This is a genomic window from Streptomyces sp. NPDC002520, from assembly GCF_053595235.1.
The window spans coordinates 154,249-177,045 of the sequence record NZ_JBSFXG010000010.1; the positions used below are offsets into that span (position 1 = coordinate 154,249).

The following is a 22,797-nucleotide window of genomic DNA, read 5'->3' on the forward strand; positions in this document are numbered from 1 at the left end:
GGACGACCCTAAACGGCAAATCCATGCAGTCGACCCGGTGGGTCGTGAGAGCGGTCACATCATCGTCCCCACTTCCCGGATCGCATGTCCGGTTGATGAGACGCCCATGACATGAGGAGGCCCGATGCCCGGACCAGCAATGAGGGCGACGACACCGCCATCCGCCCCGCCCGGAGCGCGCCGGGACAGCCGGCGCAGGGAACTCGCCGCGGCCACCGTGGGTTCGGTCGTCGAGTCCTTCGACTGGAACATCTACGCCGTCCTGGCGCCCTTCTTCGCCGCGCAGATGTTCGGCAGTGGCGGCGCCGGCGGGCTGCTCGCCGCCTACGCGGGGTTCGCGGTGGGCTTCGTGGCCCGTCCGCTGGGCAGCGCGCTGATCGGCCGGCTCTCCGACACCCGGGGGCGCCGGTTCGGCCTGACCGTGGCCATGGCCGGGATCGCCGCCGCGAGTCTGGTCGTGGCGGTCATCCCCGGCTCCGCGACCCTCGGCGTCTGGGCGGGCGTCCTGGTCGTCGCGGCCCGGCTGGCGCAGGGTCTCGCCTATGGCGGCGAGACCCCGACCGTCGCCGCGTACGTCACGGAGACCGCGCCGCCCCGCCGCCGCTTCCTGTTCAGCTCCATCTCCTATGGCGGGATCATCGTCGGCACGCTTCTGTCGTACGCCACGATGGCCGTGATGTACGCGGTGCTGGGCAAGGACGGCCTGGCCGACGGAGGCTGGCGCTGGGGCTTCGTGGCGGCGGCCGTCATCGGGCTGGCCGCGCTGTGGGTGCGCCGGGCCGCGCCGGAGAGCGAGGAGTTCGAACGCGCGGCGGAAGAGCGCGGCGCCGAGCGCTCGCCGCTCGCTACCGTGTTCCGCGACCACCGCACGTCCGTGGCCTCGCTCTTCCTCTTCGTCATCGGCGGCACGGTGGCCTTCTACTTCGCTCTGGTGTACCTGCCGGTGTACGCCGGCACCCTGAAGGTGACGACCAACGAGCACGCCTCGTCGTTCATGACGGTCGTGCTGCTGATCACCCTGGCCTCGATGCTGGTGTCGGGCTGGGCCGCGGACCGGTGGGGAGTACTGCGCGTGTTGCGCGCCGGATACGGCGGCCTCTTCGTCCTGACGGTCCCCCTCGCCGTGGCCATGCGTGATCACGTCCTCCCGTTCGAGGTGGTCGCCGTGGTCTTCGGCATCCTGACCGCCCCGGGGCTCGCCGCCACCAACGTACTGTCCGGGCTGCTCTTCCCCACCTCGGTGCGGGCCGTCGGCACCGGTGTCGTCGGCGCCGTCACCATCGCCGCCTTCGGCGGGACGTTCCCGATGCTCGCCGAGGCGCTGACCGGTGCCGACCTGATCAACACCATCCCCTGGTACGTCGCCGCCTGTATGGCCTGTGCCATGGCGTCGACCTTCGTCGCCGCCCGCGTGCCCGGCCTCAAAGCCCAAACGCACTGAACCGCGCCGGACTCATTTGAAGCTTTTCGCAAAGGAGATTGACCATGCCGCTGCGTGACGACGCCCGCGCGATGCAGGACGACCTCGTCCGGCTCCGCCGCGACCTGCACCGCGAACCGGAGATCGGCCTGGAGCTGCCGCGTACCCAGGAGAGGGTCCTGCAGGCGCTGGACGGCCTGCCGTTGGAGATATCCACCGGCGGTTCGCTGGACTCGGTCACCGCGGTGCTCCGTGGCTCGCGCCCCGGACCCAGCGTATTGCTGCGCGGCGACATGGACGCCCTGCCGGTGAGCGAGCGCACAGGCCTGGACTATGCCGCCGCGGCGGACCGCATGCACGCCTGCGGGCACGACCTGCACACCACCATGCTCGCCGGCGCCGCCCACCTGCTCAGCTCGCAGCGGGACAAGCTCGCCGGTGACGTGGTGCTGATGTTCCAACCCGGTGAGGAGGGTCACGACGGGGCGCGGTACATGGTGGACGAGGGCATCCTCGACGCCTCGGGCTCTCGGGCCGTCGCCGCGTACGCGCTGCACGTGATGAGCTCGCAGATTCCGCACGGGGTGTTCACCACGCGGCGCGGGCCGTTCCTCGCCGCCTCGGACACGGTCCGCGTGACGGTGCGCGGCGCCGGCGGGCACGGCAGCGCCCCGCACCGTGCCAAGGACCCCATCCCGGCCGCGTGCGAAATGGTCACCGCGCTGCAGACGCTGGTGACCCGCCGCTTCGACCCGCACGACCCGGTGGTCATCACCGTGGGCGCGTTTCACGCGGGCACGCAGCACAACATCATCCCGGGCGAGGCGTTCTTCGAGGCGACCGTTCGCTCGTTCTCCAAGGAAGCGCACGCGCGCGTCAAGGACGGCTTCATCCGCACCGTGCGCGGCCTCGCCTCGGCCCACGACCTCGAGGTCGACATCGACTACGCGGACCTGTACCCGGTGACGGTCAACGACGCGGCGGAGGCGGAGTTCGCCGCGCACACCATCGCCGAGGTCCACGGCGAGGAGCGCTACGGCTGGGCCCGGGACCCGTACACCGGTTCCGAGGACTTCTCCCGTGTCCTCGACGAAGTGCCGGGGGCCTTCATCGCGCTGGGCGCCTGCGGGGCGGCGGCCGACCCGGACAACGCCCCCAACAACCACTCCCCGCTGGCCGTCTTCGAGGACGACGTGCTCGGCGACGGTGCGGCGGTGCTCGCCGAACTGGCCATGCGCCGCCTGGACCGGGAGTCCGCGGCATGAGCCCGCCCGGACACGGGCACTCTCCAGCGGGTACTTCCTCGGGGCGGGCATCGTCTGGGTTCCTCTCATGAAACCCGACTGACCCTCTGTCAACACCTTCCGCATCTCGGAGGAAGCTCACACAAGTACCGTCACCAAGCTCCGAGCTACTCGCGCAAGGTGTGACGCCGCCGCAGGTCGCACGGCGATTACAGGTCTCCCGCAAGTCCGCGTATGCCTGTGGGCGGCGCTGGGCCGGTGAGGGTTCGGTTGGCGTCGAGGGCTTTCAGTCGAAGACCATGAGGTGGTCGGCGGCGCCTCCGTGCCACTCGATCATGAAGAGGGTGGCGTCGTCGCTGGTGTGTCCGCCTCTTTCCGCCTTCAGCGTGTGGGAGAGCTGGCGCAGATCCGCCCGCACCCCCACGGAGGGTTCCTCCGCCAGGCGGTTGATGCACTGGACGAGGCGTTCTTCTCCGAACGGCTCGCCGCCGGTGAGGTGTTCCTCGATGATGCCGTCGGTGTAGCACAGCACCCGGTCACCCGGCCGGAGCAGGTGCTGTCTGATCCGGGGCCGCTCACCGCCGACGCCGACGGGCAGCGTCGTCGCGCTCTCCAGCTGCTGCTCGACCCGGCCGTCGCGGATCAGCAGTGGCGCGGGGTGGCCGGCGTTGACCAGCTCCAGCTCACCGGTGGCGATGTTGAGGTGCATCAACTGGGCGGTGACGAAATGATCGGGACCGAACTGCCGGGAGATGGCGTCGTCCATGAACGCGTACTTCTCTTCCAGGCTGACGAACACGCGCCGGGCGTGCCGGTAGGCGCCGATGGCGATGGTCGCCATCGCGGCGGCATCCAGACCGTGGCCCATCGCGTCGATCACGGCCGCGTGCAGGATGCTGTCGTTGAGGGCGTAGTCGAAGCTGTCACCGGCGACGCGGTAGGCGGGTTCCAGGATGCCGGCCACCTCGACTTGGGGCACGGTCATCGTCAGCGGCGGCAGCAGGCTCCACTGGATCTCCGCGGACACGCTCATCGGTTCCCGTCGCCGGGCGAGGAAGAACTGGTCGGTGTAGGCGTTCTTGGTGACCAGCATGTCGGCGACCAGGCCGGCGAGCCGGCGCAGCAGACGCCGGTCGTCGTCGCCGACGGCGTCCAGGGTCAGGGCCATCACCCCCACCTGGTCGCTGCCGTCCAGCAGCGGCAGATACATCCGCACACCGCTGTGGTCCTGCGGCACCTCGACGACGTCCGCCCGCAGAAAGGCCCGGCCGGCGGGCGAGTCGGCCACTGGCTGGGGCTGGCTCACGTGCAGCTTTCTGCCCGGAAGCGGCACCAGCAACTCCTGCCCGTAGTCCTGGAGCAGGATGGAGACGTCACGACCGCCGATCCTGGCCACTTCCTCCGCGATCAGCGGGGCGATCAGCTGCGGCGGCATCAACCGCGCCCGGTCCAGCAGCAGACCGAGCAGCCGCTCGCCGAAACCCTCCGACCGGTCCACGCTCTCCTCGCCCATCACCTGCCTTGTCACCTACTTTCGCCACCCACGCCGGTCGGCGTCTGCGCACAACGTGCCCCGGGGAAGCCGCCGGAGCTGCTCATTACGCCGTGCGCGGCATGTCGGCCCGCGCCGTCCGCGCGGAGTGATCGGCCTTCCAGGCCGGCGAAGTCGTCGACACGGCTGCGGGCGCGGCCCGGCCGCGGGCCACGCGTCTGGGAGAGGGGCGCGACTGGCGAGGGCGGCCTCTCCAAGCGCTCCTGCAGTGGCGCCTGCCGGCCGTCCTGCGCCTCCAGGGGGCGAGCCGTCCTTCGGTTGCTGATTCTTACTGGAGTATGAGCGGGGTCGGGGACCGGCGCGGTGGCTGTCGCCCCGTCTCCGGTCCCCGACCCCGCTCACCCAACCCGGCTTCGCCCGTACCGCTGTGGGCGACCCGCACATCCGCGCGTTGCAGCAGGGCCGTCCGATGGCTCTCGCCGGTGAACGCCCCCCGTCAGTCGCGGGCGGTGAAGGCGTAGAGGTTGCCGTCCCAGGCGCCGATCAGCAGGGTGTTACCGCTGACGGTCGGGGTCGACAGGATGGGAGCGCCGAGGTCCAGGTCCTGGAGCTTGGCGCCGGTGGTCTTGTCCAGGCCGTACAGGTGGCCGTCGGTGCCGCCGATCCACAGCGTGCTACCGCTGATGGTCGGCGAGCCGACGAAGGCCCTGCCGCTCTGGAAGTCCCAGAGCTTGGTGCCGGTGGCAGCGTCGAAAGCGCCTACGCGGCCGTTGGTGAAGGCGGCGTAGACGGTGTTGCCGTCGACCGCCGCGGAGGCGCCCGGCTGGCCCGCGTCGTCCTTGGAGACTCCGGTGCTCCGGTAGCGCCACAGCTCCTTGCCGGTGGCGGCGTCGCGGGCCAGGAGGGTGTTGTTGCCGGCGTCTCCGATGAAGTCGGTGGTGAACACCCGCCCGCCGGCCACCACCGGAGTGGAGTGGTGAACGCCGCCGACGCCTCCGGCGGAGACGAGCCGCTGACCGGTGGCGGCATCGTAGATCCGCAGACCACCGCGACTGTCGTGGACGTAGACCTTGCCGTCGACCACGGTGGGGGTGCTGCTGTCCCACCAGCCGCTGTCCACCGGGGAGTTCCACAGCTGCTTACCGGTGGCGGTGTCCACGGCGACGAGGTGGCTGCCCGTGGTGGTGTAGCCGAAGTAGTAGACGGCGGAACCGGAGACGGTCGCGCCGCCGTAGGCGTAGCCGTTGTAGGGGCCGGTCTCCGAGGATCCGGGGAGGGTGTAGCTCCACTTCTTCGCGCCGGTCGCCGCGTCCAGCGCGGTCAGGGTGCCGCGCATCTCGGTGACGTAGAGGGTCCCGTCGTGCACCACGGGCGTGGACTGGACCAGGCTGTCGGTGGCGAAGTGCCACTTGGTCCGGCCGGTGGCGACGTCGACGGCGTCCACGCCGTTGCCCTGGGACCCGTCGGTGTCCCAGCTGCCGATGTACGCGGTTCCGTTCGCGACCACCGGGGAGGACATACCGATGGTGGCCCCGGTGCGGTGGGTCCACGCGCTGGTCAGGCCGCCGGAGCCCAGGCTCCCGGGCTGCAGTCCGGTGTGGAGGGCGTCGCCGTGGAACTCGGGCACGTCCGCATCCGGGCGCACCTGCTCGGCCTTCGGCACCACGGAGAAGCGGCTCGTCGTGGACCAGTTGCGGCCCGCGTCGTCGAACGCGGTGACCTTGGCGGTGTGGTCTCCGAGGTTCAGCTCGCGGGTGTCCCAGGGCGCCGACCACGAGAACTTGCCGGTGCGGCGCAACCCTTCTTCCTCACCGCCGTCGATGCGCACCTCGACCCGCACCACATGGCTGGAGGTGTTGTAGGCGTCCACCTGGAACTCGGTACGGCCCCGGCCGACCTGGGAGCCGGGGGCGGGCGAGGCCACCGCGACCGTGTGCTCCTGGTTGAACATCCGGAACTCGGCCTTCAGCGTGCCGTCACGCATGGTGACCTCGCGGAAGCCGGTGGGCGAGTGGTCGTCGTTGTAGGTCGCCGAGGCCGTGTTGTACTCCACCGCGCCGTCCAGCAGGTGGGGGTCGGTGAAGTTGGTGTGCATGTGACCGTTGAAGACGGCCTTGACGTCATAGCCCTTGAACAGTCCGAGCAGGGCGTTGATCTGCCCGGTGGAGCCGCCGGGGTCGGGCGTGTCCAGCGGCTCGTGGGTGCTGACCACGATGTGCTTGCTGGTGCCGTCGGCGTTCTTGCCGTTCAGTTCCAGGTCCTGCTTCAGCCAGGCCAGCTGCACCGGATCGCCGAGGCCGCCGTTGTTCTCGAGCTGGATGAAGTGGGTGTCGCCGTAGTCGAAGGAGTACCAGGAAGGCCCCAGCAGCGAACGGTAGTTGCCGACACCGTCGGTGTCCCCGCCGCCGTGGTCGTGGTTGCCCGTCAGGGGCCAGATCGGGAGCTTTGAGTTCGCGGTGCCCTTTTGCCATGCCTGCCAGTGGGAGGGCGCGCCGTCGCCGCTGAGGTCTCCGGTGGCCAGGACGAACGCCGGCTTGGTCGGCAGTGCGGCCATGTCGTCCAGTTGCTTCGCGAGCTTGCCCGGGGTGACGCCGTCACCGTCCGCGGGCGCCTCCGGACCGTCGGGGCTGGTGACGTGGGTGTCGGTGATCTGGGTGAAGGTGAAGTCGGGCCGCTCGCTGCCTTGGTCGCGCCGCAGATCGAAGTTCTGGGTGATGGTGGTGCCGGCCTCCGGTGAGCCGAGGTCGCGGTAGAAGCGCTGAACCCGGTTGCTGCCGAGGGTGGCCGAGTAGCCGCGCGGCATGGTGATGTCGACGAGGGTGCGGGTCCACTGGTTGAGGTCGGCGGAGAGCGCGTAGTGGCCTTCGCTGTCGGTGCGGACGATGGTCGCGCCGTCCGAGACGGACACACCGGCCAGCCCGCGCTCGCCCTTGTCCTGGACGGAGTCGCCGTTCTTGTCGTCGAAGACGGTGCCCTGGACGGTGGCATGGCGCGGGGGACGGGGGGCGATGTCGAAGTTCACCGGCGCGGCGAGTGCCTGGTACCCGTCATTGGCCAGCAAGTACGCGGAGTAGGAGCCGGCGGGCAGGCCGGAGGTGTCCAGGGTCGCGGTGCCACTGGCGTTCGGGACGTAGACCCAGGTGAGCGAGGCCCCGTCGCCGGGCTTGCGGCCTGCCGGGTATATGCCGATCCAGTTCGTGGCGCTGGGCGCGTCGGTGGTGTAACCGAAGCTGAGCTTCTGACCGACCTGAGGCTGCTGGGTGTTCAGGGTGAGGGTGGATGCGCTCACGGCCGCCTGCGGGCTGCCGGCCGGTGCGGCGGACGAGACCGGTGCGCCCACAACGGCGAGGACAACGGCGCAGGATCCAGCCACTACTGCGGATCGGATGCGGGAAGAGGGCACGCTGCGCTCCTTACGGTGCGGAGAGTTGTCCATACAACTCTGTCCAACACAGCACAGCGAGGGCAGGTGTCCGGCAGGTATTGCAGCAGCATACTGGGCATGTGGATCGCATGTCCCCTATTGGGCGACCCAGCGCTACTGTGCACAGCATGAGGGGACCGATCCCGTCCGGAACGTCCATGGTGGCCCGTCTGGAGGCCACCGAGGGCGTCCAGGGTGAGGTCCGGGGTCCTGCTGGGGGCGCGCTGCAGGAGGCTGCGAAGAGATCTGTGATCTTCGGTGCTGCTTCCTCCTGTCCCACCGCGGATACTGTTCCGAACTGCCGTCACGCTGAGGGCATTTGACCGCCATCAAGCTTGTGAGGGCCGCCCTCGCCGCTGTGCGGATCGGCGAAAATGGTCACCGAACGGTGTTGAATAATCATGTAGAGGTTTGCATACTCTTCCTATGTCCAAGGTTCTCACCTCTCTCCCCGTCGGCGAGCGCGTCGGCATCGCCTTCTCGGGCGGCCTCGACACCTCGGTCGCGGTCGCGTGGATGCGCGACAAGGGTGCCGTCCCGTGCACCTACACGGCCGACATCGGCCAGTACGACGAGCCCGACATCGCCTCGGTGCCCGGCCGGGCGAAGACCTACGGTGCCGAGGTCGCGCGCCTGGTCGACTGCCGCGCGGCGCTGGTCGAGGAGGGCCTGGCCGCGCTCACCTGCGGGGCGTTCCACATCCGCTCGGGCGGGCGTGCCTACTTCAACACCACCCCGCTCGGTCGCGCGGTCACGGGCACCCTGCTGGTCCGGGCGATGCTCGAGGACGACGTCCAGGTCTGGGGCGACGGCTCGACCTTCAAGGGCAACGACATCGAGCGGTTCTACCGGTACGGCCTGCTTGCCAACCCGCACCTGCGGATCTACAAGCCCTGGCTGGACGCCGACTTCGTGACCGAACTCGGCGGACGCAAGGAGATGTCGGAGTGGCTTGTCGCCCACGGGCTGCCCTACCGCGACAGCACGGAGAAGGCGTACTCCACCGACGCCAACATCTGGGGCGCCACCCACGAGGCCAAGACCCTGGAACATCTGGACAACGGCGTGGAGACCGTGCAGCCGATCATGGGCGTGCGGTTCTGGGACCCTGAGGTCGAGGTCCTTCCCGAGGACGTGACGATCGGTTTCGACCAGGGCCGCCCCGTGACGATCAACGGCAAGGAGTTCGACTCGGCCGTCGACCTGGTGATGGAGGCCAATGCCATCGGCGGCCGCCACGGCCTCGGCATGTCCGACCAGATCGAGAACCGGATCATCGAGGCCAAGAGCCGCGGTATCTACGAGGCGCCCGGCATGGCCCTGCTGCACACCGCGTACGAGCGCCTGGTCAACGCGATCCATAACGAGGACACCCTTGCCCAGTACCACACCGAGGGACGGCGCCTCGGCCGGCTGATGTACGAGGGTCGCTGGCTCGATCCGCAGGCGCTGATGATCCGGGAGTCGCTGCAGCGCTGGGTCGGCTCGGCCGTCACCGGCGAGGTCACCCTGCGGCTGCGGCGCGGTGAGGACTACTCGATCCTCGACACCACCGGCCCGGCGTTCAGCTACCACCCGGACAAGCTGTCCATGGAGCGCACCGAGGACTCGGCGTTCGGCCCGGTGGACCGGATCGGCCAGCTCACCATGCGCAACCTCGACATCGCCGACTCCCGCGCCAAGCTGGAGCGGTACGCCGCGCTCGGCCTGGTCGGCACCGCCAATGCCGCGGTCGGCGCCGCCCAGGTGCCCGCGAGCGGGCTGATCGGCACCATGCCCCAGGGTGGCGCCGAGGCCATCGCCTCTCGTGGCGAGGTCTCCGACGACGACCTGCTGGACCACGCGGCGATGGAGTCGGGCACGGACTGACGAGGCCGGTCGAGCGGAAGGCTCGGCACGCCTCGACGGGGGTGCACCACCGGAAAGGCCGGCTCAGCGCCGTTGGCGCCGAGCCGGCCTTTCCGGTCGGGCGATATGCGCAGTCAGTGACCAGCGGGAGGGACCTGAACGGTGTCTCCCACGCAGCGCAACATCGATACCTGGACCGACCGTCTGAAGTCCGTGCTCACCAGCGACTACCTCCGTCAACTCCCGTTGGTGGAAGAGGCGATAGGGTGTCAGACCGCTGCTCTCGTACGCTTGACGCGGCCTGCCAGGCTGCGTCGGGGCCGCTCCGATCACCGTCGCCAGCGGCAAGAGTCATGCCGTGCACCATTTCGACCCAGCCACGGCGTTCCCTGCCCTTGCGATGGCAGCCGGACCTGCTGCTACTTGACTTCCTACGAAGCTCGGATGTCTGTGGATCACTCCTGACAGAAGGGGGTGTACCTTCCCGATATCGATCGATGGGTGCGTTGGCCGTCCTCCACCTGCACGTCAGGATGCTGCTGGACCATGCTGATGCCGTTGCGGTCGTCATCGGCGGATGCCGCGCCGTATGCCAGGTGAGCTCAGAGCGCTCGGGCTATACGCGGTCGGAGTGACGGGCCCTTCATCTCTTCGCGGTTGTCGCCTCCTGTGGTGGTGTGGCGGACAGCAGCGCCGTCGTGGCCCTGGCGTGCAGCGAATCCAGCGTCCTGAGCTGTTGTTCCGCCCTGTGCAGCAGTTGTTCCAGCCAGTCTGGGTTCAGGCGCGGATCGTCCGCCGAGGCTGAGAGCAGGGCGCGCCACAGCAACACCTTGCCCTGCACCCCCAAACGCATGGCTTCGAGCTCGATGAGCATGGTCAGGCCGGAGCGGCGCAGCAGCCGGCCGTTGGGTTTCACCCGCCCGATCTTCTCGCCCAGCCACGCGCCGTACACTTTGTAGTGGCGCACAGTTATATCGAGATCCTCCAGGAGTCGCAGAAATCGCTTCCGGTCGTGGGAGATCTCGGCTGCCAGGGCTTTCAACTCGCTGCCGAAGGCCGAATCCCGGTGTTCTCCGACCATACGTCGGGCGAGCTCGGTACCGGCTGTCGCGCCGGCCAGGTGATCGTTGAGATAGACCTCCAGGATTCTTTGCCGCCCTGGTTCGTAGCCGGATCCGCGTGCTGTCAGTTTCATGGATTTCCCTCCGGGCGCCGAGACCTTGACGGTCGCCGAGTGCCCCGCCTGGGTCAGGCCATCGCCACCGCCGTGCAGATCGGCAATCTGCATATGATCCGCAGCGTGCCCGGGCGGCCGGACGGCGGAGGGGTGACGTGCTGGGGCGGCCGTCGTAGAACGCTGCGGAGTGGTGCTGGACGCCTCCGGAATCACCTTCGCGGACTCAACTCCGCTGACTCTGCTACTCGCATCCACCGGGCCACGACCTGGACACACCGGCGCCGGTGCATACTCCAGCTCATCTGACCTAAGCAAGACGGTCGAGGGTGCCGTCTCGGGCTGACAATCCCGGGTACCTGTTCGGTGACGGATGCGGTGTGACACCGGAGTGAACCATGTCGACACCCACAACCAGCGGCCGGATGCTGCGTGAGCTGACGCAGGCGGCTCACCTGGCCACGTTCGACGAGTTGCCCTGCCTCATCGCCTCGCACGCGGTGCGCGCCGGTCTGCAGGACGTCGCCGTTTTCGCTGCGGACATACGGGAGACGGTGCTGCGCCAGATCACGGGTCGTGGCGACGACGCGGGCGACGGCGGTGAACAGTTCAACATCGGCGGCACGGTGCCCGGACGCGCCTATCAACGGGTCGCAGTCATCGCCGAGACCGCTCACGAGGACGAGCGGCGGCGTTGGTGGGTCCCGGTGACCGACGGTGTCGCGCGGGTCGGGGTACTGCGAGCGGACACGGTAGGCAGCAACCGTGAAGACCAAGACCTCCGCCAGGATCTTCGCGATCTGGCCTCGCTGGTTGCGTTGCTGCTGCTGAGCAAGCGGTCCTTCAGCGATTCCTTCGCCCGACTGGTACGTACGGAACCCATGGACGTGGCGGCGGAGCTGCAGTGGAACCTGATGCCGCCGTCCGCCTACGCCGGGCGCGATGTGGTACTTGGCGCCATGATCGAGCCCGCCTACGAGGTGGGCGGTGACGCCTTCGACTACGCCGTCAGCGGCAGCACCCTGCATCTGTCCGTCTTCGACGCCATGGGGCACGACACCAGAGCCGGGCTGACCGCGAGTCTGGCCGTGGCGGCCAGTCGCAACGCCCGGCGTCAGGGCGCCTCGCTCGTCGAGACCAGCCAGGCCGTCGAGGACCTGCTCACCGCCAACTTCGGAACCAGCAGGTATGTCACCGGCATCCTCGCCGAGTTCGACCTCGATGCGGGATGGCTGACCTGGATCAATCGCGGGCACCACTTGCCGCTCGTGGTCCGCGACGGCCGCTGGACCATCGAGCTCACCTGCCCGCCCGCCGCCCCCATGGGCACCGGGCTGAACCTGCCCGTCGCCGTGCGTCACCACCAACTCCAGCCCGGCGACCGGCTCCTCCTGTACACCGACGGCATCGTCGAGGCCCGGGACGCGGAGGGCCGTGAGTTCGGCCGGGACCGCTTCGTCGACTTCATCGTCCGCCACCACTCCGGCCACCAGAGACTCCACGAGACCCTGCGCCGGCTTATGCACGCGGTCGTCGAACACCACGCGGGCCGCCTCGACGACGACGCGACCGTTCTCCTGGCAGAGTGGCGCGGGGGCCACCAGGGGAGGCTGACCACGTGAGAGAAGAAGAATGGGGCGCAGAAGACGACCACGACCTCAACAGGCCGGGCTCAGAGGGAAGAAGAGCCCGCCGTGATGGCGTAGGCCAGGAATGGGACCGTCGTCCCCGCCTCGCCCCGCCTGATGCCAGGACGCAGTGAAGCCGTCGGGACGGACGTCGAGCGTTGCCACGTCGACGCGACGTGCTCGACGCCCTATGCCTCGACGGCGAAGGTTCCTCCTCCAACATCAACCCAGCACTGGGCGGGCAGATATGCCTCAGTGCTTGAAAACGTCCTTCGTCTTCTCCTTGGCCTGACGGGCCGCACCCTTCGATTTCTTGGCCTGCCCTTCGGCCGTCATCCGTTCGTTGCCCACGGTCCGACCAACCGTCTCCTTGGCCTTTCCCGCGGCCTCTTCCATCTTGCCCTTGGCCTTTTGCTCTTTGGCCATTGTCGTTCACTCTCCTCGCCCCGTGGGAAATCGTGTACCTATCTCGAGTACCCCCTGTCGGGCAGTAAAACGGGATGGCGGTCGGTCTGCGATGAAACCGAGTCCGCGGTCATGACCGCATCCGCCGGGGTGCAGTCGTCAGTCGGCACGAGCAGGTGGGAGAAGTGTTCCGAGCGGGCCGAGGTCCAGGTTGAGGTCCTCCATGGTCAGGCCGTAGTCGGCACACAGGTCGGACATGCGGTCGTGGAGGATCATGAGGGTGGAGCCCAGCCGCTCTTCCTGCTCCTCGGTGAGGTCTCCCTGGTCGACGCGGTGCAGTGCCTGGCGCTCCATGAGCTGGCGCAGCAGTTCGACGAGTGTGAGGACAAGCCTGACGAGGTCGCGTTCGACGGTGTCGGGGTCGGTGCTGATGCGGCGGGCGGGGTGCGGCGGCCCGTGCTCCAGGGTGTCGTCCGGTACGGCGGGCAGCAGCCGGAAGGCTCGGGCGGCCGCGTCGGCGACCTCGGCCCGGCGGTCCGGTGGATCGGGATGCCTGTCGGCGGCCGCGCCCGTCATGGCGCCTCCTCTGGGCGTGCCGGTGTCGTCCACGGTGACGGATTCTGGGCGCTCACGGAGACGATCAGGGCCCGCAGCGAGATACGGACCAGGTCGATGTCGGCGATCGACAGGACCAGATCCCCTGTGACGACGACGCCACCACTGAGCAGGCGGTCGAGGAGGTCGATGAGGGCCACCTGGCGCTGCACCGGCGGCTCGGCCCCGGGCAGCCGCTCCACGGCGTTCATGTCGCCCGGTCCGTTGCCGGGGTCTGCGCACCGGGCGGGGCGGCGAAGGAGTACGGCGCCCAAGGCCCGGTGACGTCGATTCGTACGCCGGGCAGGTCCTGGACGGCGTCGAGGACCCGCGTACGGAAGTCCGCTGCCGCCTCGCGCGAGAGAAGGTAGGCGTCGTTGACGACGTTCTCTCCGGCGCCTGCGGCGAGTTCCCCCTGCTGGACCCGGTGCCGGGCGTGGCCGGCCGCCATGGCGCGGCCGATCGCCTCGACGCGCTCGGCGGCCTGTCGGGCGGCCCGGTAGGACTCGTCGCGCGAGTGCCGCTGAGAGCGGCGGGCGCGCAGATAGGCCCGGCCCGGACTGAGCCCGTCAGCCGCACCGGCCGCCACCGACGCATCGGTGACCTGTGTGTCCGGCTGCGGCTCGACGTAGATCTTCACGCCCCATTCGAGGTGTCCCGCCAGTCGCCGCAGGGCATGCGAGAACGCGTCCGCCTCCTCGCGCAGCATCGCCTCCACCCGCCCGTCGTCCAGGTACACCGTGGCGAGGCGTAGCGGCAGCACGGTGGTGCGCGCGGCCAGGGCCTCGATCACGGTGTGATGGGCGCGGGCAACGGTCTCGAGCCAGTCCAGGTCCTCCAGATGGCGTCGCAGGGCACTTTCCTGAAAGTCCTGGGCGGGCACCGAACTGACGGCAACCGCCAGTGCGTCCCCGGAGCCTTCCGGCACCAGGCGAACGGGCGCCCCGGCCACGCCTTCCACACCGTCCAGGGCCGTGCCGAGGCCCTCGGCAGCGCGCAGCACGGCGTAGGCATAGGCGACCCTTTCAGTCATCGGCCGCCCCGTTCCCGTGTCGAGTGGCGGGGGGCCGCGGCGGGCGGCGCCGTCCGCCGGCCGACCCCTCGTCGGGCGGCAGTGCCCGCTCGCCTCTCAGGGCCTCGATCTCCGCGTGCAGCCGTCTGTTCTCCTCGGCCAGCGCACGCTCACCGGCGTGGGAGGAAAGCGACGGATCATGTTCCCACCAGTCGATTCCCATTTCCCTGGCTTTGTCGACGGAGGCGACGATCAGCCGGAGTTTGACGGTGAGCAACTCGATGTCGAGGAGATTGATCCGGATGTCCCCCGCGATGACGATGCCCTTGTCCAGGACGCGCTCGAGGATGTCGGCCAGGTTCGCCGAGGAGCCCTGTTGTCCGTAGCCGTACGGGGCCGTTGCCCGGGAGGGGTACGCGCTCAGCCGGTCGACCGGGGATTCCGACACCGCAAGCACCTCGATTCCAGATCAGGAAGTGGGGTCGCCCCGCCGGTAGGCCGCGATCTCCTCCAGACGGTCGAGGAGCCGGTCCTCGCGCTCGTCGAAGCTCTCCTGGTCGATGCGGCCCTCCAGCAGCGCGCTCTCCAGCGCGGCCAGTTCGCGCTCGACGGGCTCGGGGTCGTAGTACTCCCGTTCGGCGGCCTCGACCACCCGGTCGACTACCCAGCCCACGCCCCGGACAGGCGCCAGCGGAAAGGTGAGGAGTTGAGTCAGCAAGCCCATGAGCCGCGCCTCTCACACGAAACTGTACGGGGGCAGAGGTCCGCGCAGCCGGAACTCGCATTCCTCGCCCAGTTGGTTGGCCAGGCTGATCCCCGTGGCCAGGAACATCTCCTCCTTGTCCGCCGGGACCAGGAAGGAGACGCTGAGGAAGTCACGGCCGCCGGGGGGCGAGGGGCTCTCGTCGCACACGTACGGGCGCAGAGCCTCGACGATGCCCTGGGCGAGAGCCTGCTGTCGCACCTCGGCTTCCTGCGCGACCAGTTCGCCGAGCGCGAGTGACATCTGCGGAGTGCCGGAACCGCCTCGGATGGCGGTGTTGAGTTCGCGGGCCTCGTCGGACTCCAGCAGGATCCGGCGCAGCAGCGCCCCCTCTTCCCAGGAGACCTTCAGGTTGTACTCGGTGGCGCCTTCCAGGTCCCGCAACCGTTCCTGGTATTCGTCCGCCCTCTCCTCAAGGGCCGCGCGCACGCTTTCGTCACTCTCGGCCGTCATGCCGAACCGCAGCGGCAGCGCGGTGCCGTCGGCCATCAGCCGATCTTGGACTTCCTGGTGAGCCAGCACGTCACGCCGCCTGGGACGCAGCCCCTCGGGCGCGTCACTGATGACCGCACACAGCGCTCCCGCGCTCACCGTGCGCAGCGGGCCGGGCGGCTCGCCGACACCGTGGACGTCGTCCAGCCTCATCGGGTGATCCTTCGAGGTGATGGAGTACACGTAGACGGCCATGGTCACTCCCTCTGCCGCCGGGAAGCCGTTCTGGCCTGTCGACCACGCCGCTGCCGGGGCTCCTCCTCGTATTCGGGTTCCTCCTGATCGCCTTCGCCGTCCTCGTACTCGTCGTACGCCTCCTCGTCCGCGTCGTCCTCTTCACCATCGCCACCGGTCAGGGTGTCCTTGACGGCCTCGACGGCGCCGGTCAGGGCGCCCCTGGACTTGCCTTCGGCCCCGCCTTCGGTGATCTCGCCGACGAGGTCGGTGAGCTGGGCGGGCTTTTTGCTGCCTGTTTCGAGGTCGAGGCGGTTGCATGCCTCGGCGAAGCGGAGATAGGTGTCCACGCTGGCCACGACGACGCGGGCGTCGATCTTGAGTATTTCGATGCCGACGAGCGACACACGGACGAAGGCGTCGATGACAAGGCCGCGGTCGAGAACCAGATCCAGGACGTCGTACAGACTGCTCGTACTCCCGCGCGAGATGCTGCTTCCGCCTTGTGGCACCACAGTCATGACGCCTCCCTTCACCACACCCTTGTGCGTATCAGCCGCGCCGGTCGATCTGGCCGCGCGTGTAACGGCGGGTCCGTTCGTACGCCAGCAGTTCACCTCTCGCACTCAGCGTCACGTGATAGGTGCCGAGCACGCTGGTGGTCTCGGGGACTCGCTCCAGTTCGAGTACCTCGACATCCGCTTCCCACCCCTCCTCGGTCGGTCTGATTGCCGAGACCGACTCGGGGGTGCGTCCGAGGAGTTCCTCCAGTTGCCCCGCGGCGGAGCGCATGGCCCAGGCCGCCGAGTGTTCGGCGGGTTTCCGGGTACTGCCACTTCGGGCGCGGCGTGCGGTGTCGTCACTGCGGGAGGGGCGCCTGCCACTCCCCGTGCCGTTCTTGTCTGACGCGGGCATGTTCCCAACTCCGTCGCTGGAGCGGCGCCCCCCTGTCACTCAAATGTACTATTTCACCATATACATCTTGAAAATGTCCCGCGACGGGCCGATGGCGGCGCGCGCCGCCGTGCGGCCCGTGCCGTGGCTCGCCGGAGGGAATGATCGATGAACGATTCGACGAAGATCGCTCTCGCTGCCGCAGTCGCCGGTGGCTACGTCCTCGGCCGGACGAAGAAGGGAAGACTCGCCTTCGGACTGGCCACCTACCTCGCGGGCCGCCGTTTCGGCCTTGAACCCCAGCAACTGCTCACCGAGGGGCTACGCAAGCTCCAGGAGATTCCACAGGTCGCGGACCTCAACGAGCAGGTGCGGGGCGAATTCAAGGACGCCGGCCGGAAGGCCCTCGTCGCGGCGGCCGACCGCAAACTCGCTGACCTCGCGGGCATCCTGCACGAGCGGACCGCACGTGTCGGAAGCGAGAAGGAAGAGGAAGGCGACGAAGAGGAGTACGAGCCCGAGGAGGAAGAAGAGTACGAGGGCGAGGAAGCGCAGGGCGAAGAGGAAGAGGAACCGGAGGAGGAAGAACCGGAGGAGGAAGGGTCGGAGGAGGAAGAGCCGGAGGAGGAAGAGGAAGAAGAGGAGCCCAGGGCCAAAAGGCTCGCGTCCAGGCGCCGGCGGCCCGGTCACCGGGCGGAAGACGCCGCAGAAGAGCCGCCCCGCCGCCGTACGGCCAAGCGCCCGTCCGCGCGGCCCACGCCTCGCAAGGCGTCGGCACGCAAGACCACTGCCAAGAAGGCGCAGCCGGCGAAGAAGGCAGCCGCAAAGAGGCCGGCTCCTGCCAGGAAGACCGCGGCGAAGAAGACCGCCGCACCAGCCAGGAAGACCGCGGCGAAGAAAGCCGCCCCCAGGAAGACTGCCCCGAAGAAGACGACGGCCAAAAGGGCGTCCGCGCGGCGGAGGTAAGCCATGGTCAGGACGGCACAGCGAACCGGGCGGGACGAACACCCAGGCCTCGACCGGTTGCGCGAGGAACTCGTCGACTACCTCGGTGCACAGGTGGAGCATTTCGCGGACGTGGCGGGCGGCAAAGTAGAAGACCTCACCGACGGGTTGCTGGACGTGGCCGAGAACGGCGGCGTTCTACCGAAGGTCGGCGCCCGCGTCCTCCAGGGGGATTCTCCTCTCAAGGCCCTGATCGGCGAGCAGGCGAAGAGCATCAAGGACAGCGCGGCCGAGAAGTTCTCGAGCCTGTTCGGCGGAGGCAAGGGCCGCAAGTCCGGCACCCCCAAGACCACGACCATCATCGAGCACCTGGATGTTGGTGTTCCCATCCGCGTCGCCTACGACCACTGGACCCAGTTCGAGAAGTTCAGCTCCTTCACCAAAGGCGTGCGCAGCGTGTCGCAGGGCGACGAGACCAGTAGCGACTGGAAGGTGAAGGTGGGTCCGTCCACACGTTCTTGGAAGGCCACCGTCCAGGAACAGATCCCGGACGAGCGGATCGTGTGGACTTCGGACGGCGCCAAAGGCAGCACCAAGGGATGCGTCAGTTTCCATGAACTGACACCCACGCTCACGCACATCGTGCTCGTCGTCGAGTACTACCCTTCGGGCTTCTTCGAGAAGACCGGCAATCTCTGGCGTGCCCAGGGACGCCGGCTGCGGCTCGACGCCAAGCACTTCCAGCGCTACGTCTCCCTCTCCGACGAGGCTGCCGACGGCTGGCGCGGGGAAATCCGCGAGGGCGAGGTGGTGCGCACTCACGAGGAGGCGCTGGAGGAGGAAGAGGCGGAGTACGAGGACGAGGAGCCCGAGGAGGAATTCAACGAAGAAGAGGAAGAGACGTCGGAGGACGAGTATCCCGAAGCGGAAGACGAGTACGAAGATGAGGAGGACGAGGAGAACGAGGAGGAGAACGAGGAGGCGTGAAACCCACGGGAAAGTGCGCGCTGGCGGCACTCGGGGTGCTGATCCTGCGCGGATGGCCGATGGACGGTGTGCGAGGTTTCCAGACGCGCCCGGGGGTTTCACGCAAGTGCGCCTCTGCAGTGCAGACGGCCAGTTACCCGACAACGGCGAACGCGAGGCGGAGGTGCGGCAGAGCTTCAAGGCGGCCTTCGCGCCGCCGGAGGGAGTCGCACCGGCCGTCGTACCGGTGACACCGCCGAGAATCGGAGGTAGCAGCCATTATCCGGCGGTCCGGGCCTGCGTCGCATGGTCCGCGGGCCGTCGTGGTGACCGGAGCCAGCGGGGGCGTGGGCCGCGCCACCGCCCGGGCGTTCGCCGCACAGGGCGACCACGCGGCACTCGTGGCACCGCGGCAGCAGGGTATCGGTCACCATGGTCCAGCTGCCGGCCCTCAACACCCCGTAGTTCGACTCGTCGTTGGCCCGAATGCCACGCCGGCCGCAGCCCGTTCCACCGATCTACCAGCCAGAACTGGCCGCCCGCGCGATCGTGCACGCCGTCGGTCACCCGCGCTGGCGTGAGTGCCGGATCGGCGCGAGCACTGTGGGCACACTGCTCGCCAACGCCGTGGCGCCCGGCCTCTTCGACCGTTGCCTGGCCCGGACCGGTTACGACTCCCAGATGACCGACGAGCCGAAGCCGCCAGGTGCCCGCAGCAACCTCTGGCAACCGTTGGACGGCATCGACGGAAGGGACTTCGGCGCACACGGCCGCTTCGCCGAACAGGCGGCATCGCGTGCTCCGCAGGCATGGACCTCACGCCATCACGACGCACTCGCCGTCGCCGGAGCCACGGTGGCCGTGCCGCCATGGCGGCACGGCACCGCCTGCTGCGGCGCTAGACGACGTCCTGCCGGTTACTGGTGACGTCCGACCGAAGGCGGGGGAGAACGGGAAAGCCGCCGTATACCTACGGCCTTTCCGCCATGCCGTACCGCGTGGCCGGGAACGCGGGTGCCCGAGAAGCGGCAACCGGCAGCCGGCGGTCAAGAGGCGTCTTTGGCCGGGGACTCGGGCTCGTCTTCATCCTTGGCCTTGTTCCGGACGTCTCGCGGTGTGGGCGCGGTGATGTTCCGCTGCTCCGCGGACCGCTCCCGCGTCTCGTCGTCGACCGGGGGCGGGTTGTTGTCACCGGGGGTCTTCATGAGGTTCTCCTCTCTTGGTTCGTGTCGCAGCCTGTGCCGTCCAACGCGGGCACAGCTGAAGGGTCCTTATGCCTTGTGCTGCATGGCGCGGCGCGCCGGATTGCCCTGCTCCGCCGCCTTGGGGTCCTTCTCGTCGGACTGCGCTCGCACGCCGTCGGCTATGCGCTTGCCGATGGTTTCGTCGATGTTCGACCAGTACGCGAAGGCGCGTTCGAGGACGGGCTCACTCACACCGTTGATGAGGTGCCCCACGACGTTGTCGACCAGGCGGTCGCGGGCCGCGTCGTCCATGACTTCGCGTACCAGGGCGCCTGGCTGCCCCCAGTCGTCGTCCTCCGGGTGGGACACATATGCGGCACGGGTGATCTCGCCGTCCGCTTCCCAGCTGGGCGGGGTTCCGTAATGGGCTGTGTCGGCGGCCGGACCGTCCTTGGAGTTCGGGGCGTAGACGGGGTCGGTCGTCTTGCGGTAGGCCATCGCGCCGTCTTTGGAGTAGGTGTGGACGTCGACGACGGGCGCGTTGACGGGAAGCTGCTGGTAGTTGACACCGATGCGGTGGCGATGCGCGTCCGCGTACGAGAACAGCCGGGCCAGGAGCATTCGGTCCGGACTCGGCCCGATGCCGGGGACGAGGTTGTTCGGCTGGAAGGCCGCCTGTTCGATCTCGGCGTGGTGGTCGGTCGGGTTGCGGTCGAGCGTCATGCGGCCGACCGGGATGAGCGGGTAGTCGCGGTGCGGCCACACCTTGGTGAGGTCGAAGGGGTTGAACCGGTAGTTCGCGGCGTCCTCGTACGGCATGACCTGCACATGGAGGGTCCAGCTGGGGCAGTCCCCGTCACGGATGTGCTCGAAGAGGTCACGCGTGTGGTAGTCCGTGTCGACGGCGGCCATCTGATCGGCCTCGTGCTGGGTGAAGAACTCGATGCCCTGGTCCGTCTTGAAGTGGTACTTCACCCAGAACCGCTCACCGTCGGCGTTGATCCACATGTACGTGTGTGACGAGTACCCGTTCATATGACGCCACGTCCGCGGAATTCCGCGGTCCCCCATCAGCCAGGTGACCTGGTGGGCGGATTCCGGGGAGAGCGTCCAGAAGTCCCATTGCATGTCGTGGTCGCGCAGGTTGTTGTCCGCGCGGCGCTTCTGGGACCGGATGAAGTGCTGGAACTTCATCGGATCCTTCATGAAGAAGACCGGCGTATTGTTGCCGACCATGTCGTAGTTGCCTTCACTGGTGTAGAACTTCACCGCGAAACCACGCGGGTCACGCCAGGTGTCGGGGCTGCCCCGTTCTCCCGCCACGGTCGAGAACCGGATGACCAGGTCGGTGCGCGTGCCCGGCTGAAACACGGCCGCCTTGGTGTAGCCGCTCACGTCGTGGGTCACTTCGAAGCAGCCAAAAGCACCGCTCCCTTTCGCATGCGGCTGGCGCTCGGGAATTCGCTCCCGGTTGAACTGCGCCATCTGTTCGATCAGGTAGGCGTCCTGCAGGAGAATCGGTCCCCCAGGTCCAACGGTCAGTGAGTGTTCGTCGCTCTCCACCGGAGCACCTGAGTCGGTCGTGGTGGCGGTGTGGATCTCCGTCATGCCACTCCTCCTCTTGTCGGACTTCGCAGTCGGCTCCTTCCGGACCCACAAGGCGCGTGACCCCGAGCAGCCGAATCAAACGTCCTCTGGGCAACGGATCCGCTGGAGGCAATGCCGCCCTCGCACAACCTGACGGCGTCAGGGCACGAGGCGGCCCTCCAGATCCGATCACGCCGTCTCAGGCCGCGTTGCCGACCGGTCCCCTTGCCGGTTCCGTGGTTCACCGCGACGGACAGCCACACCATCCGGTTCCGTCAGCTCGAATCTGCTGAGCCCAGGGTCGGCCGGCGACGGCGGGTCCTCGCTGGGGCCCGGCGCTTCGGTGATGTCCAGGAACACGTGCTCGACCTGCGGCCACTTGTCGGCGATACGCCGCTTGAGACGGACGCACGCCAGCTCGACCTCCTCGCTGTCGATCCCCGGCGTCAGGTCGACGCGGGCGGCGACCAGCACCGAGTCCAGTCCCAGTCGCATCGTCAGCAGCGCGGCAACCTTGTCGATCTCGTCCTGGGAGGAGAGGAAGTCACCGATCCGGTCACTCAGGTCGGCGTCGACCGCCTCACCGATCAGCCGGTCGCGCGCCTCCCGTGCCAGCCGATAGGCCACGCACACCAGCAGGAGTCCGATCGCCATGGAAGCGACCGCTCCCAGGCCACCTGCCCGGTCGCCAGGTGCAGCACGAGGCCCGCCGCCGCGAGGAGCACGCCGGTCACCGCTGTCGCGTCCTCTGCGATCACCGTGCGCAGGGCCGGATCGGTCGCGCCTTCGCGGTGTCGGCGCGCCTGGTAGCAGGCGCGGACCAGGGACGCGCCCTCGGCCAGCAGCGCCACCCCGAGCACCGCAAGCCCGGTCAGGTAGCCCCGCAGCGACTCCTGCTGGTCCGTTCGCAGGGCCTGCACGCCCTGGTACACCGAGAAACACCCGCCCATGACGAAGATCCCCACCGCGGCCAGAAGCGCCCAGAAGTAGCGCTCCTTGCCGTACCCGAACGGATGGCGTTCGTCGGTGGGGCGCTTGCTGCGGCGGACCGCGATGAGCAGGAACACCTCGTTCAGGCTGTCCGCGACCGAGTGCGCCGCCTCCGAGAGCAGGGCGGGTGACCCGGCGTAGAGCCCGGCGAACGTCTTGGCGGCGGCGATCAGGAGGTTGGCTCCGAGGGCGACGAGGACGGTGACCCGAGTGCGTACGTCCCGGGCGTTCCTGCTCCGATCGCGCTGTCCGTCAGTGCCCGTCATCAGCGCAGTCCTCCGACCTGTCGAGTCGGCGTCCATCCGCGTCGGTCACCGGTTACCCCGATGGGTTCCGTTCATACGGCCGGCGGAGCACCTCCGGGCCGCCGCCGGACGAACTCTCCGAGGAGGACGAGGACGCGTAGCGAGGACTCAGAGGCAGCCAGGAACCCAGAGGGGACAGGAACCGGCCCTGAACGCCTCACCGGGAGGACGTATCGGCCGCTCTCGTCGGACGGGCCGCTGTGAAGAGGCGTGCTCCATCGTGGTGACGCTCGGGTGGGCGTGACCTTCTTCCTCG

At 68.6% G+C, this 22,797-nt stretch carries 21 protein-coding genes and 1 pseudogene; 7 read left to right on the forward strand and 15 right to left on the reverse strand.

Going from position 1 to position 22,797, the window contains the following annotated elements:
• The first annotated feature begins 124 nt into the window (after nucleotides 1-124).
• Both ACWD5D_RS16975 and ACWD5D_RS16980 read left to right on the forward strand, forming a co-directional pair.
• Nucleotides 125-1,441, forward strand: a complete 1,317-nt coding sequence (locus ACWD5D_RS16975; RefSeq protein WP_451373473.1) for an MFS transporter — start codon at nucleotides 125-127, stop codon at nucleotides 1,439-1,441.
• Between the two features lie 44 nt (nucleotides 1,442-1,485).
• Entirely contained in the window at nucleotides 1,486-2,685 is a 1,200-nt protein-coding gene (locus tag ACWD5D_RS16980; protein ID WP_451373474.1) for a M20 metallopeptidase family protein, read from the forward strand.
• A gap of 265 nt (nucleotides 2,686-2,950) precedes the next feature.
• Here the strand turns inward: ACWD5D_RS16980 and ACWD5D_RS16985 are convergent, their stop codons facing one another.
• Together ACWD5D_RS16985 and ACWD5D_RS16990 are read right to left on the reverse strand one after the other, a co-directional pair.
• Nucleotides 2,951-4,177, reverse strand: a complete 1,227-nt coding sequence (locus ACWD5D_RS16985) for a PP2C family protein-serine/threonine phosphatase (protein WP_451373562.1) — start codon at nucleotides 4,175-4,177, stop codon at nucleotides 2,951-2,953.
• 475 nt (nucleotides 4,178-4,652) lie between these two features.
• The gene (locus ACWD5D_RS16990; RefSeq protein ID WP_451373475.1) at nucleotides 4,653-7,445 is read right to left on the reverse strand and encodes an outer membrane protein assembly factor BamB family protein; all 2,793 of its coding nucleotides are present in this window, start codon (nucleotides 7,443-7,445) and stop codon (nucleotides 4,653-4,655) included.
• A gap of 561 nt (nucleotides 7,446-8,006) precedes the next feature.
• Between ACWD5D_RS16990 and argG the strand changes: the two genes are divergently transcribed.
• Entirely contained in the window at nucleotides 8,007-9,449 is a 1,443-nt protein-coding gene (gene argG, locus ACWD5D_RS16995) for an argininosuccinate synthase (RefSeq protein ID WP_451373476.1), read from the forward strand.
• Between the two features lie 622 nt (nucleotides 9,450-10,071).
• Here argG and ACWD5D_RS17000 read toward each other — a convergent pair.
• Nucleotides 10,072-10,716: a hypothetical protein gene (locus tag ACWD5D_RS17000; protein ID WP_451373477.1), complete on the reverse strand. Its 645-nt coding sequence runs from the start codon at nucleotides 10,714-10,716 to the stop codon at nucleotides 10,072-10,074.
• Between the two features lie 284 nt (nucleotides 10,717-11,000).
• Here ACWD5D_RS17000 and ACWD5D_RS17005 point away from each other — a divergent pair, with 284 nt between their 5' ends.
• Nucleotides 11,001-12,224, forward strand: a complete 1,224-nt coding sequence (locus tag ACWD5D_RS17005) for a PP2C family protein-serine/threonine phosphatase (protein WP_451373478.1) — start codon at nucleotides 11,001-11,003, stop codon at nucleotides 12,222-12,224.
• Between the two features lie 258 nt (nucleotides 12,225-12,482).
• Here the strand turns inward: ACWD5D_RS17005 and ACWD5D_RS17010 are convergent, their stop codons facing one another.
• From ACWD5D_RS17010 to ACWD5D_RS17050, 9 genes are all read right to left on the reverse strand, one after another.
• Nucleotides 12,483-12,656, reverse strand: a complete 174-nt coding sequence (locus tag ACWD5D_RS17010; protein ID WP_451373479.1) for a CsbD family protein — start codon at nucleotides 12,654-12,656, stop codon at nucleotides 12,483-12,485.
• A gap of 138 nt (nucleotides 12,657-12,794) precedes the next feature.
• Entirely contained in the window at nucleotides 12,795-13,211 is a 417-nt protein-coding gene (locus tag ACWD5D_RS17015; protein ID WP_451373480.1) for a gas vesicle protein K, read from the reverse strand.
• A complete protein-coding gene (locus ACWD5D_RS17020) occupies nucleotides 13,208-13,441 on the reverse strand; it encodes a gas vesicle protein (protein WP_451373481.1) in 234 nt (77 codons plus the stop codon). The genes ACWD5D_RS17015 and ACWD5D_RS17020 overlap by 4 nt, the downstream gene beginning before the upstream one ends.
• Nucleotides 13,438-14,262: a GvpL/GvpF family gas vesicle protein gene (locus ACWD5D_RS17025; RefSeq protein ID WP_451373482.1), complete on the reverse strand. Its 825-nt coding sequence runs from the start codon at nucleotides 14,260-14,262 to the stop codon at nucleotides 13,438-13,440. The genes ACWD5D_RS17020 and ACWD5D_RS17025 overlap by 4 nt, the downstream gene beginning before the upstream one ends.
• Nucleotides 14,255-14,689, reverse strand: coding sequence for a gas vesicle protein (locus ACWD5D_RS17030; RefSeq protein WP_451373483.1), 435 nt, complete (start codon nucleotides 14,687-14,689; stop codon nucleotides 14,255-14,257). Before ACWD5D_RS17030 ends, ACWD5D_RS17025 begins: the two co-directional genes overlap by 8 nt.
• Before the next feature lie 21 nt (nucleotides 14,690-14,710).
• Nucleotides 14,711-14,965, reverse strand: a complete 255-nt coding sequence (locus tag ACWD5D_RS17035) for a gas vesicle protein GvpG (protein WP_451373484.1) — start codon at nucleotides 14,963-14,965, stop codon at nucleotides 14,711-14,713.
• 12 nt (nucleotides 14,966-14,977) lie between these two features.
• Nucleotides 14,978-15,691 carry a GvpL/GvpF family gas vesicle protein gene (locus ACWD5D_RS17040; protein ID WP_451373485.1) on the reverse strand — a complete coding sequence of 238 codons (714 nt, stop codon included), beginning with the start codon at nucleotides 15,689-15,691 and terminating at the stop codon, nucleotides 14,978-14,980.
• Between the two features lie 2 nt (nucleotides 15,692-15,693).
• Nucleotides 15,694-16,191: a gas vesicle protein GvpJ gene (gene gvpJ, locus ACWD5D_RS17045; RefSeq protein WP_451373486.1), complete on the reverse strand. Its 498-nt coding sequence runs from the start codon at nucleotides 16,189-16,191 to the stop codon at nucleotides 15,694-15,696.
• 31 nt (nucleotides 16,192-16,222) lie between these two features.
• The gene (locus ACWD5D_RS17050; protein ID WP_451373487.1) at nucleotides 16,223-16,585 is read right to left on the reverse strand and encodes a gas vesicle protein GvpO; all 363 of its coding nucleotides are present in this window, start codon (nucleotides 16,583-16,585) and stop codon (nucleotides 16,223-16,225) included.
• A 147-nt stretch (nucleotides 16,586-16,732) separates the two neighbouring features.
• Here ACWD5D_RS17050 and ACWD5D_RS17055 point away from each other — a divergent pair, with 147 nt between their 5' ends.
• From ACWD5D_RS17055 to ACWD5D_RS17065, 3 genes are all read left to right on the forward strand, one after another.
• Nucleotides 16,733-17,530 carry a histone protein gene (locus tag ACWD5D_RS17055; protein ID WP_451373488.1) on the forward strand — a complete coding sequence of 266 codons (798 nt, stop codon included), beginning with the start codon at nucleotides 16,733-16,735 and terminating at the stop codon, nucleotides 17,528-17,530.
• Nucleotides 17,531-17,533: 3 nt separating this feature from the next.
• A complete protein-coding gene (locus ACWD5D_RS17060; protein WP_451373489.1) occupies nucleotides 17,534-18,496 on the forward strand; it encodes an SRPBCC family protein in 963 nt (320 codons plus the stop codon).
• Between the two features lie 465 nt (nucleotides 18,497-18,961).
• A complete protein-coding gene (locus tag ACWD5D_RS17065; RefSeq protein WP_451373490.1) occupies nucleotides 18,962-19,402 on the forward strand; it encodes a hypothetical protein in 441 nt (146 codons plus the stop codon).
• 119 nt (nucleotides 19,403-19,521) lie between these two features.
• Here ACWD5D_RS17065 and ACWD5D_RS17070 read toward each other — a convergent pair whose 3' ends face one another.
• The 3 genes and pseudogenes from ACWD5D_RS17070 to ACWD5D_RS17080 all read right to left on the reverse strand — a co-directional run bounded on the left by ACWD5D_RS17070 (nucleotide 19,522) and on the right by ACWD5D_RS17080 (nucleotide 22,502).
• Nucleotides 19,522-19,680: a hypothetical protein gene (locus tag ACWD5D_RS17070; protein ID WP_451373491.1), complete on the reverse strand. Its 159-nt coding sequence runs from the start codon at nucleotides 19,678-19,680 to the stop codon at nucleotides 19,522-19,524.
• Between the two features lie 66 nt (nucleotides 19,681-19,746).
• The gene (locus tag ACWD5D_RS17075) at nucleotides 19,747-21,267 is read right to left on the reverse strand and encodes a catalase (RefSeq protein ID WP_451373492.1); all 1,521 of its coding nucleotides are present in this window, start codon (nucleotides 21,265-21,267) and stop codon (nucleotides 19,747-19,749) included.
• A gap of 168 nt (nucleotides 21,268-21,435) precedes the next feature.
• Nucleotides 21,436-22,502, reverse strand: a pseudogene (locus tag ACWD5D_RS17080) (cation diffusion facilitator family transporter).
• Nucleotides 22,503-22,797: the final 295 nt, after the last annotated feature.

What these genes read in the sequence shown, in the direction of transcription:
- ACWD5D_RS16975 (WP_451373473.1), top strand. Translation starts at nt 125, where the DNA reads ATGCCCGGACCAGCAATGAGGGCGACGACACCGCCATCCGCCCCGCCC.
- ACWD5D_RS16980 (WP_451373474.1), top strand. Translation starts at nt 1,486, where the DNA reads ATGCCGCTGCGTGACGACGCCCGCGCGATGCAGGACGACCTCGTCCGG.
- ACWD5D_RS16985 (WP_451373562.1), bottom strand. Translation starts at nt 4,177, where the DNA reads ATGGGCGAGGAGAGCGTGGACCGGTCGGAGGGTTTCGGCGAGCGGCTG.
- argG (WP_451373476.1), top strand. Translation starts at nt 8,007, where the DNA reads ATGTCCAAGGTTCTCACCTCTCTCCCCGTCGGCGAGCGCGTCGGCATC.
- ACWD5D_RS17000 (WP_451373477.1), bottom strand. Translation starts at nt 10,716, where the DNA reads ATGCAGATTGCCGATCTGCACGGCGGTGGCGATGGCCTGACCCAGGCG.
- ACWD5D_RS17005 (WP_451373478.1), top strand. Translation starts at nt 11,001, where the DNA reads ATGTCGACACCCACAACCAGCGGCCGGATGCTGCGTGAGCTGACGCAG.
- ACWD5D_RS17010 (WP_451373479.1), bottom strand. Translation starts at nt 12,656, where the DNA reads ATGGCCAAAGAGCAAAAGGCCAAGGGCAAGATGGAAGAGGCCGCGGGA.
- ACWD5D_RS17015 (WP_451373480.1), bottom strand. Translation starts at nt 13,211, where the DNA reads ATGACGGGCGCGGCCGCCGACAGGCATCCCGATCCACCGGACCGCCGG.
- ACWD5D_RS17020 (WP_451373481.1), bottom strand. Translation starts at nt 13,441, where the DNA reads ATGAACGCCGTGGAGCGGCTGCCCGGGGCCGAGCCGCCGGTGCAGCGC.
- ACWD5D_RS17025 (WP_451373482.1), bottom strand. Translation starts at nt 14,262, where the DNA reads ATGACTGAAAGGGTCGCCTATGCCTACGCCGTGCTGCGCGCTGCCGAG.
- ACWD5D_RS17035 (WP_451373484.1), bottom strand. Translation starts at nt 14,965, where the DNA reads ATGGGCTTGCTGACTCAACTCCTCACCTTTCCGCTGGCGCCTGTCCGG.
- ACWD5D_RS17040 (WP_451373485.1), bottom strand. Translation starts at nt 15,691, where the DNA reads ATGGCCGTCTACGTGTACTCCATCACCTCGAAGGATCACCCGATGAGG.
- gvpJ (WP_451373486.1), bottom strand. Translation starts at nt 16,191, where the DNA reads ATGACTGTGGTGCCACAAGGCGGAAGCAGCATCTCGCGCGGGAGTACG.
- ACWD5D_RS17050 (WP_451373487.1), bottom strand. Translation starts at nt 16,585, where the DNA reads ATGCCCGCGTCAGACAAGAACGGCACGGGGAGTGGCAGGCGCCCCTCC.
- ACWD5D_RS17055 (WP_451373488.1), top strand. Translation starts at nt 16,733, where the DNA reads ATGAACGATTCGACGAAGATCGCTCTCGCTGCCGCAGTCGCCGGTGGC.
- ACWD5D_RS17060 (WP_451373489.1), top strand. Translation starts at nt 17,534, where the DNA reads ATGGTCAGGACGGCACAGCGAACCGGGCGGGACGAACACCCAGGCCTC.
- ACWD5D_RS17065 (WP_451373490.1), top strand. Translation starts at nt 18,962, where the DNA reads ATGCCACGCCGGCCGCAGCCCGTTCCACCGATCTACCAGCCAGAACTG.
- ACWD5D_RS17070 (WP_451373491.1), bottom strand. Translation starts at nt 19,680, where the DNA reads ATGAAGACCCCCGGTGACAACAACCCGCCCCCGGTCGACGACGAGACG.
- ACWD5D_RS17075 (WP_451373492.1), bottom strand. Translation starts at nt 21,267, where the DNA reads ATGACGGAGATCCACACCGCCACCACGACCGACTCAGGTGCTCCGGTG.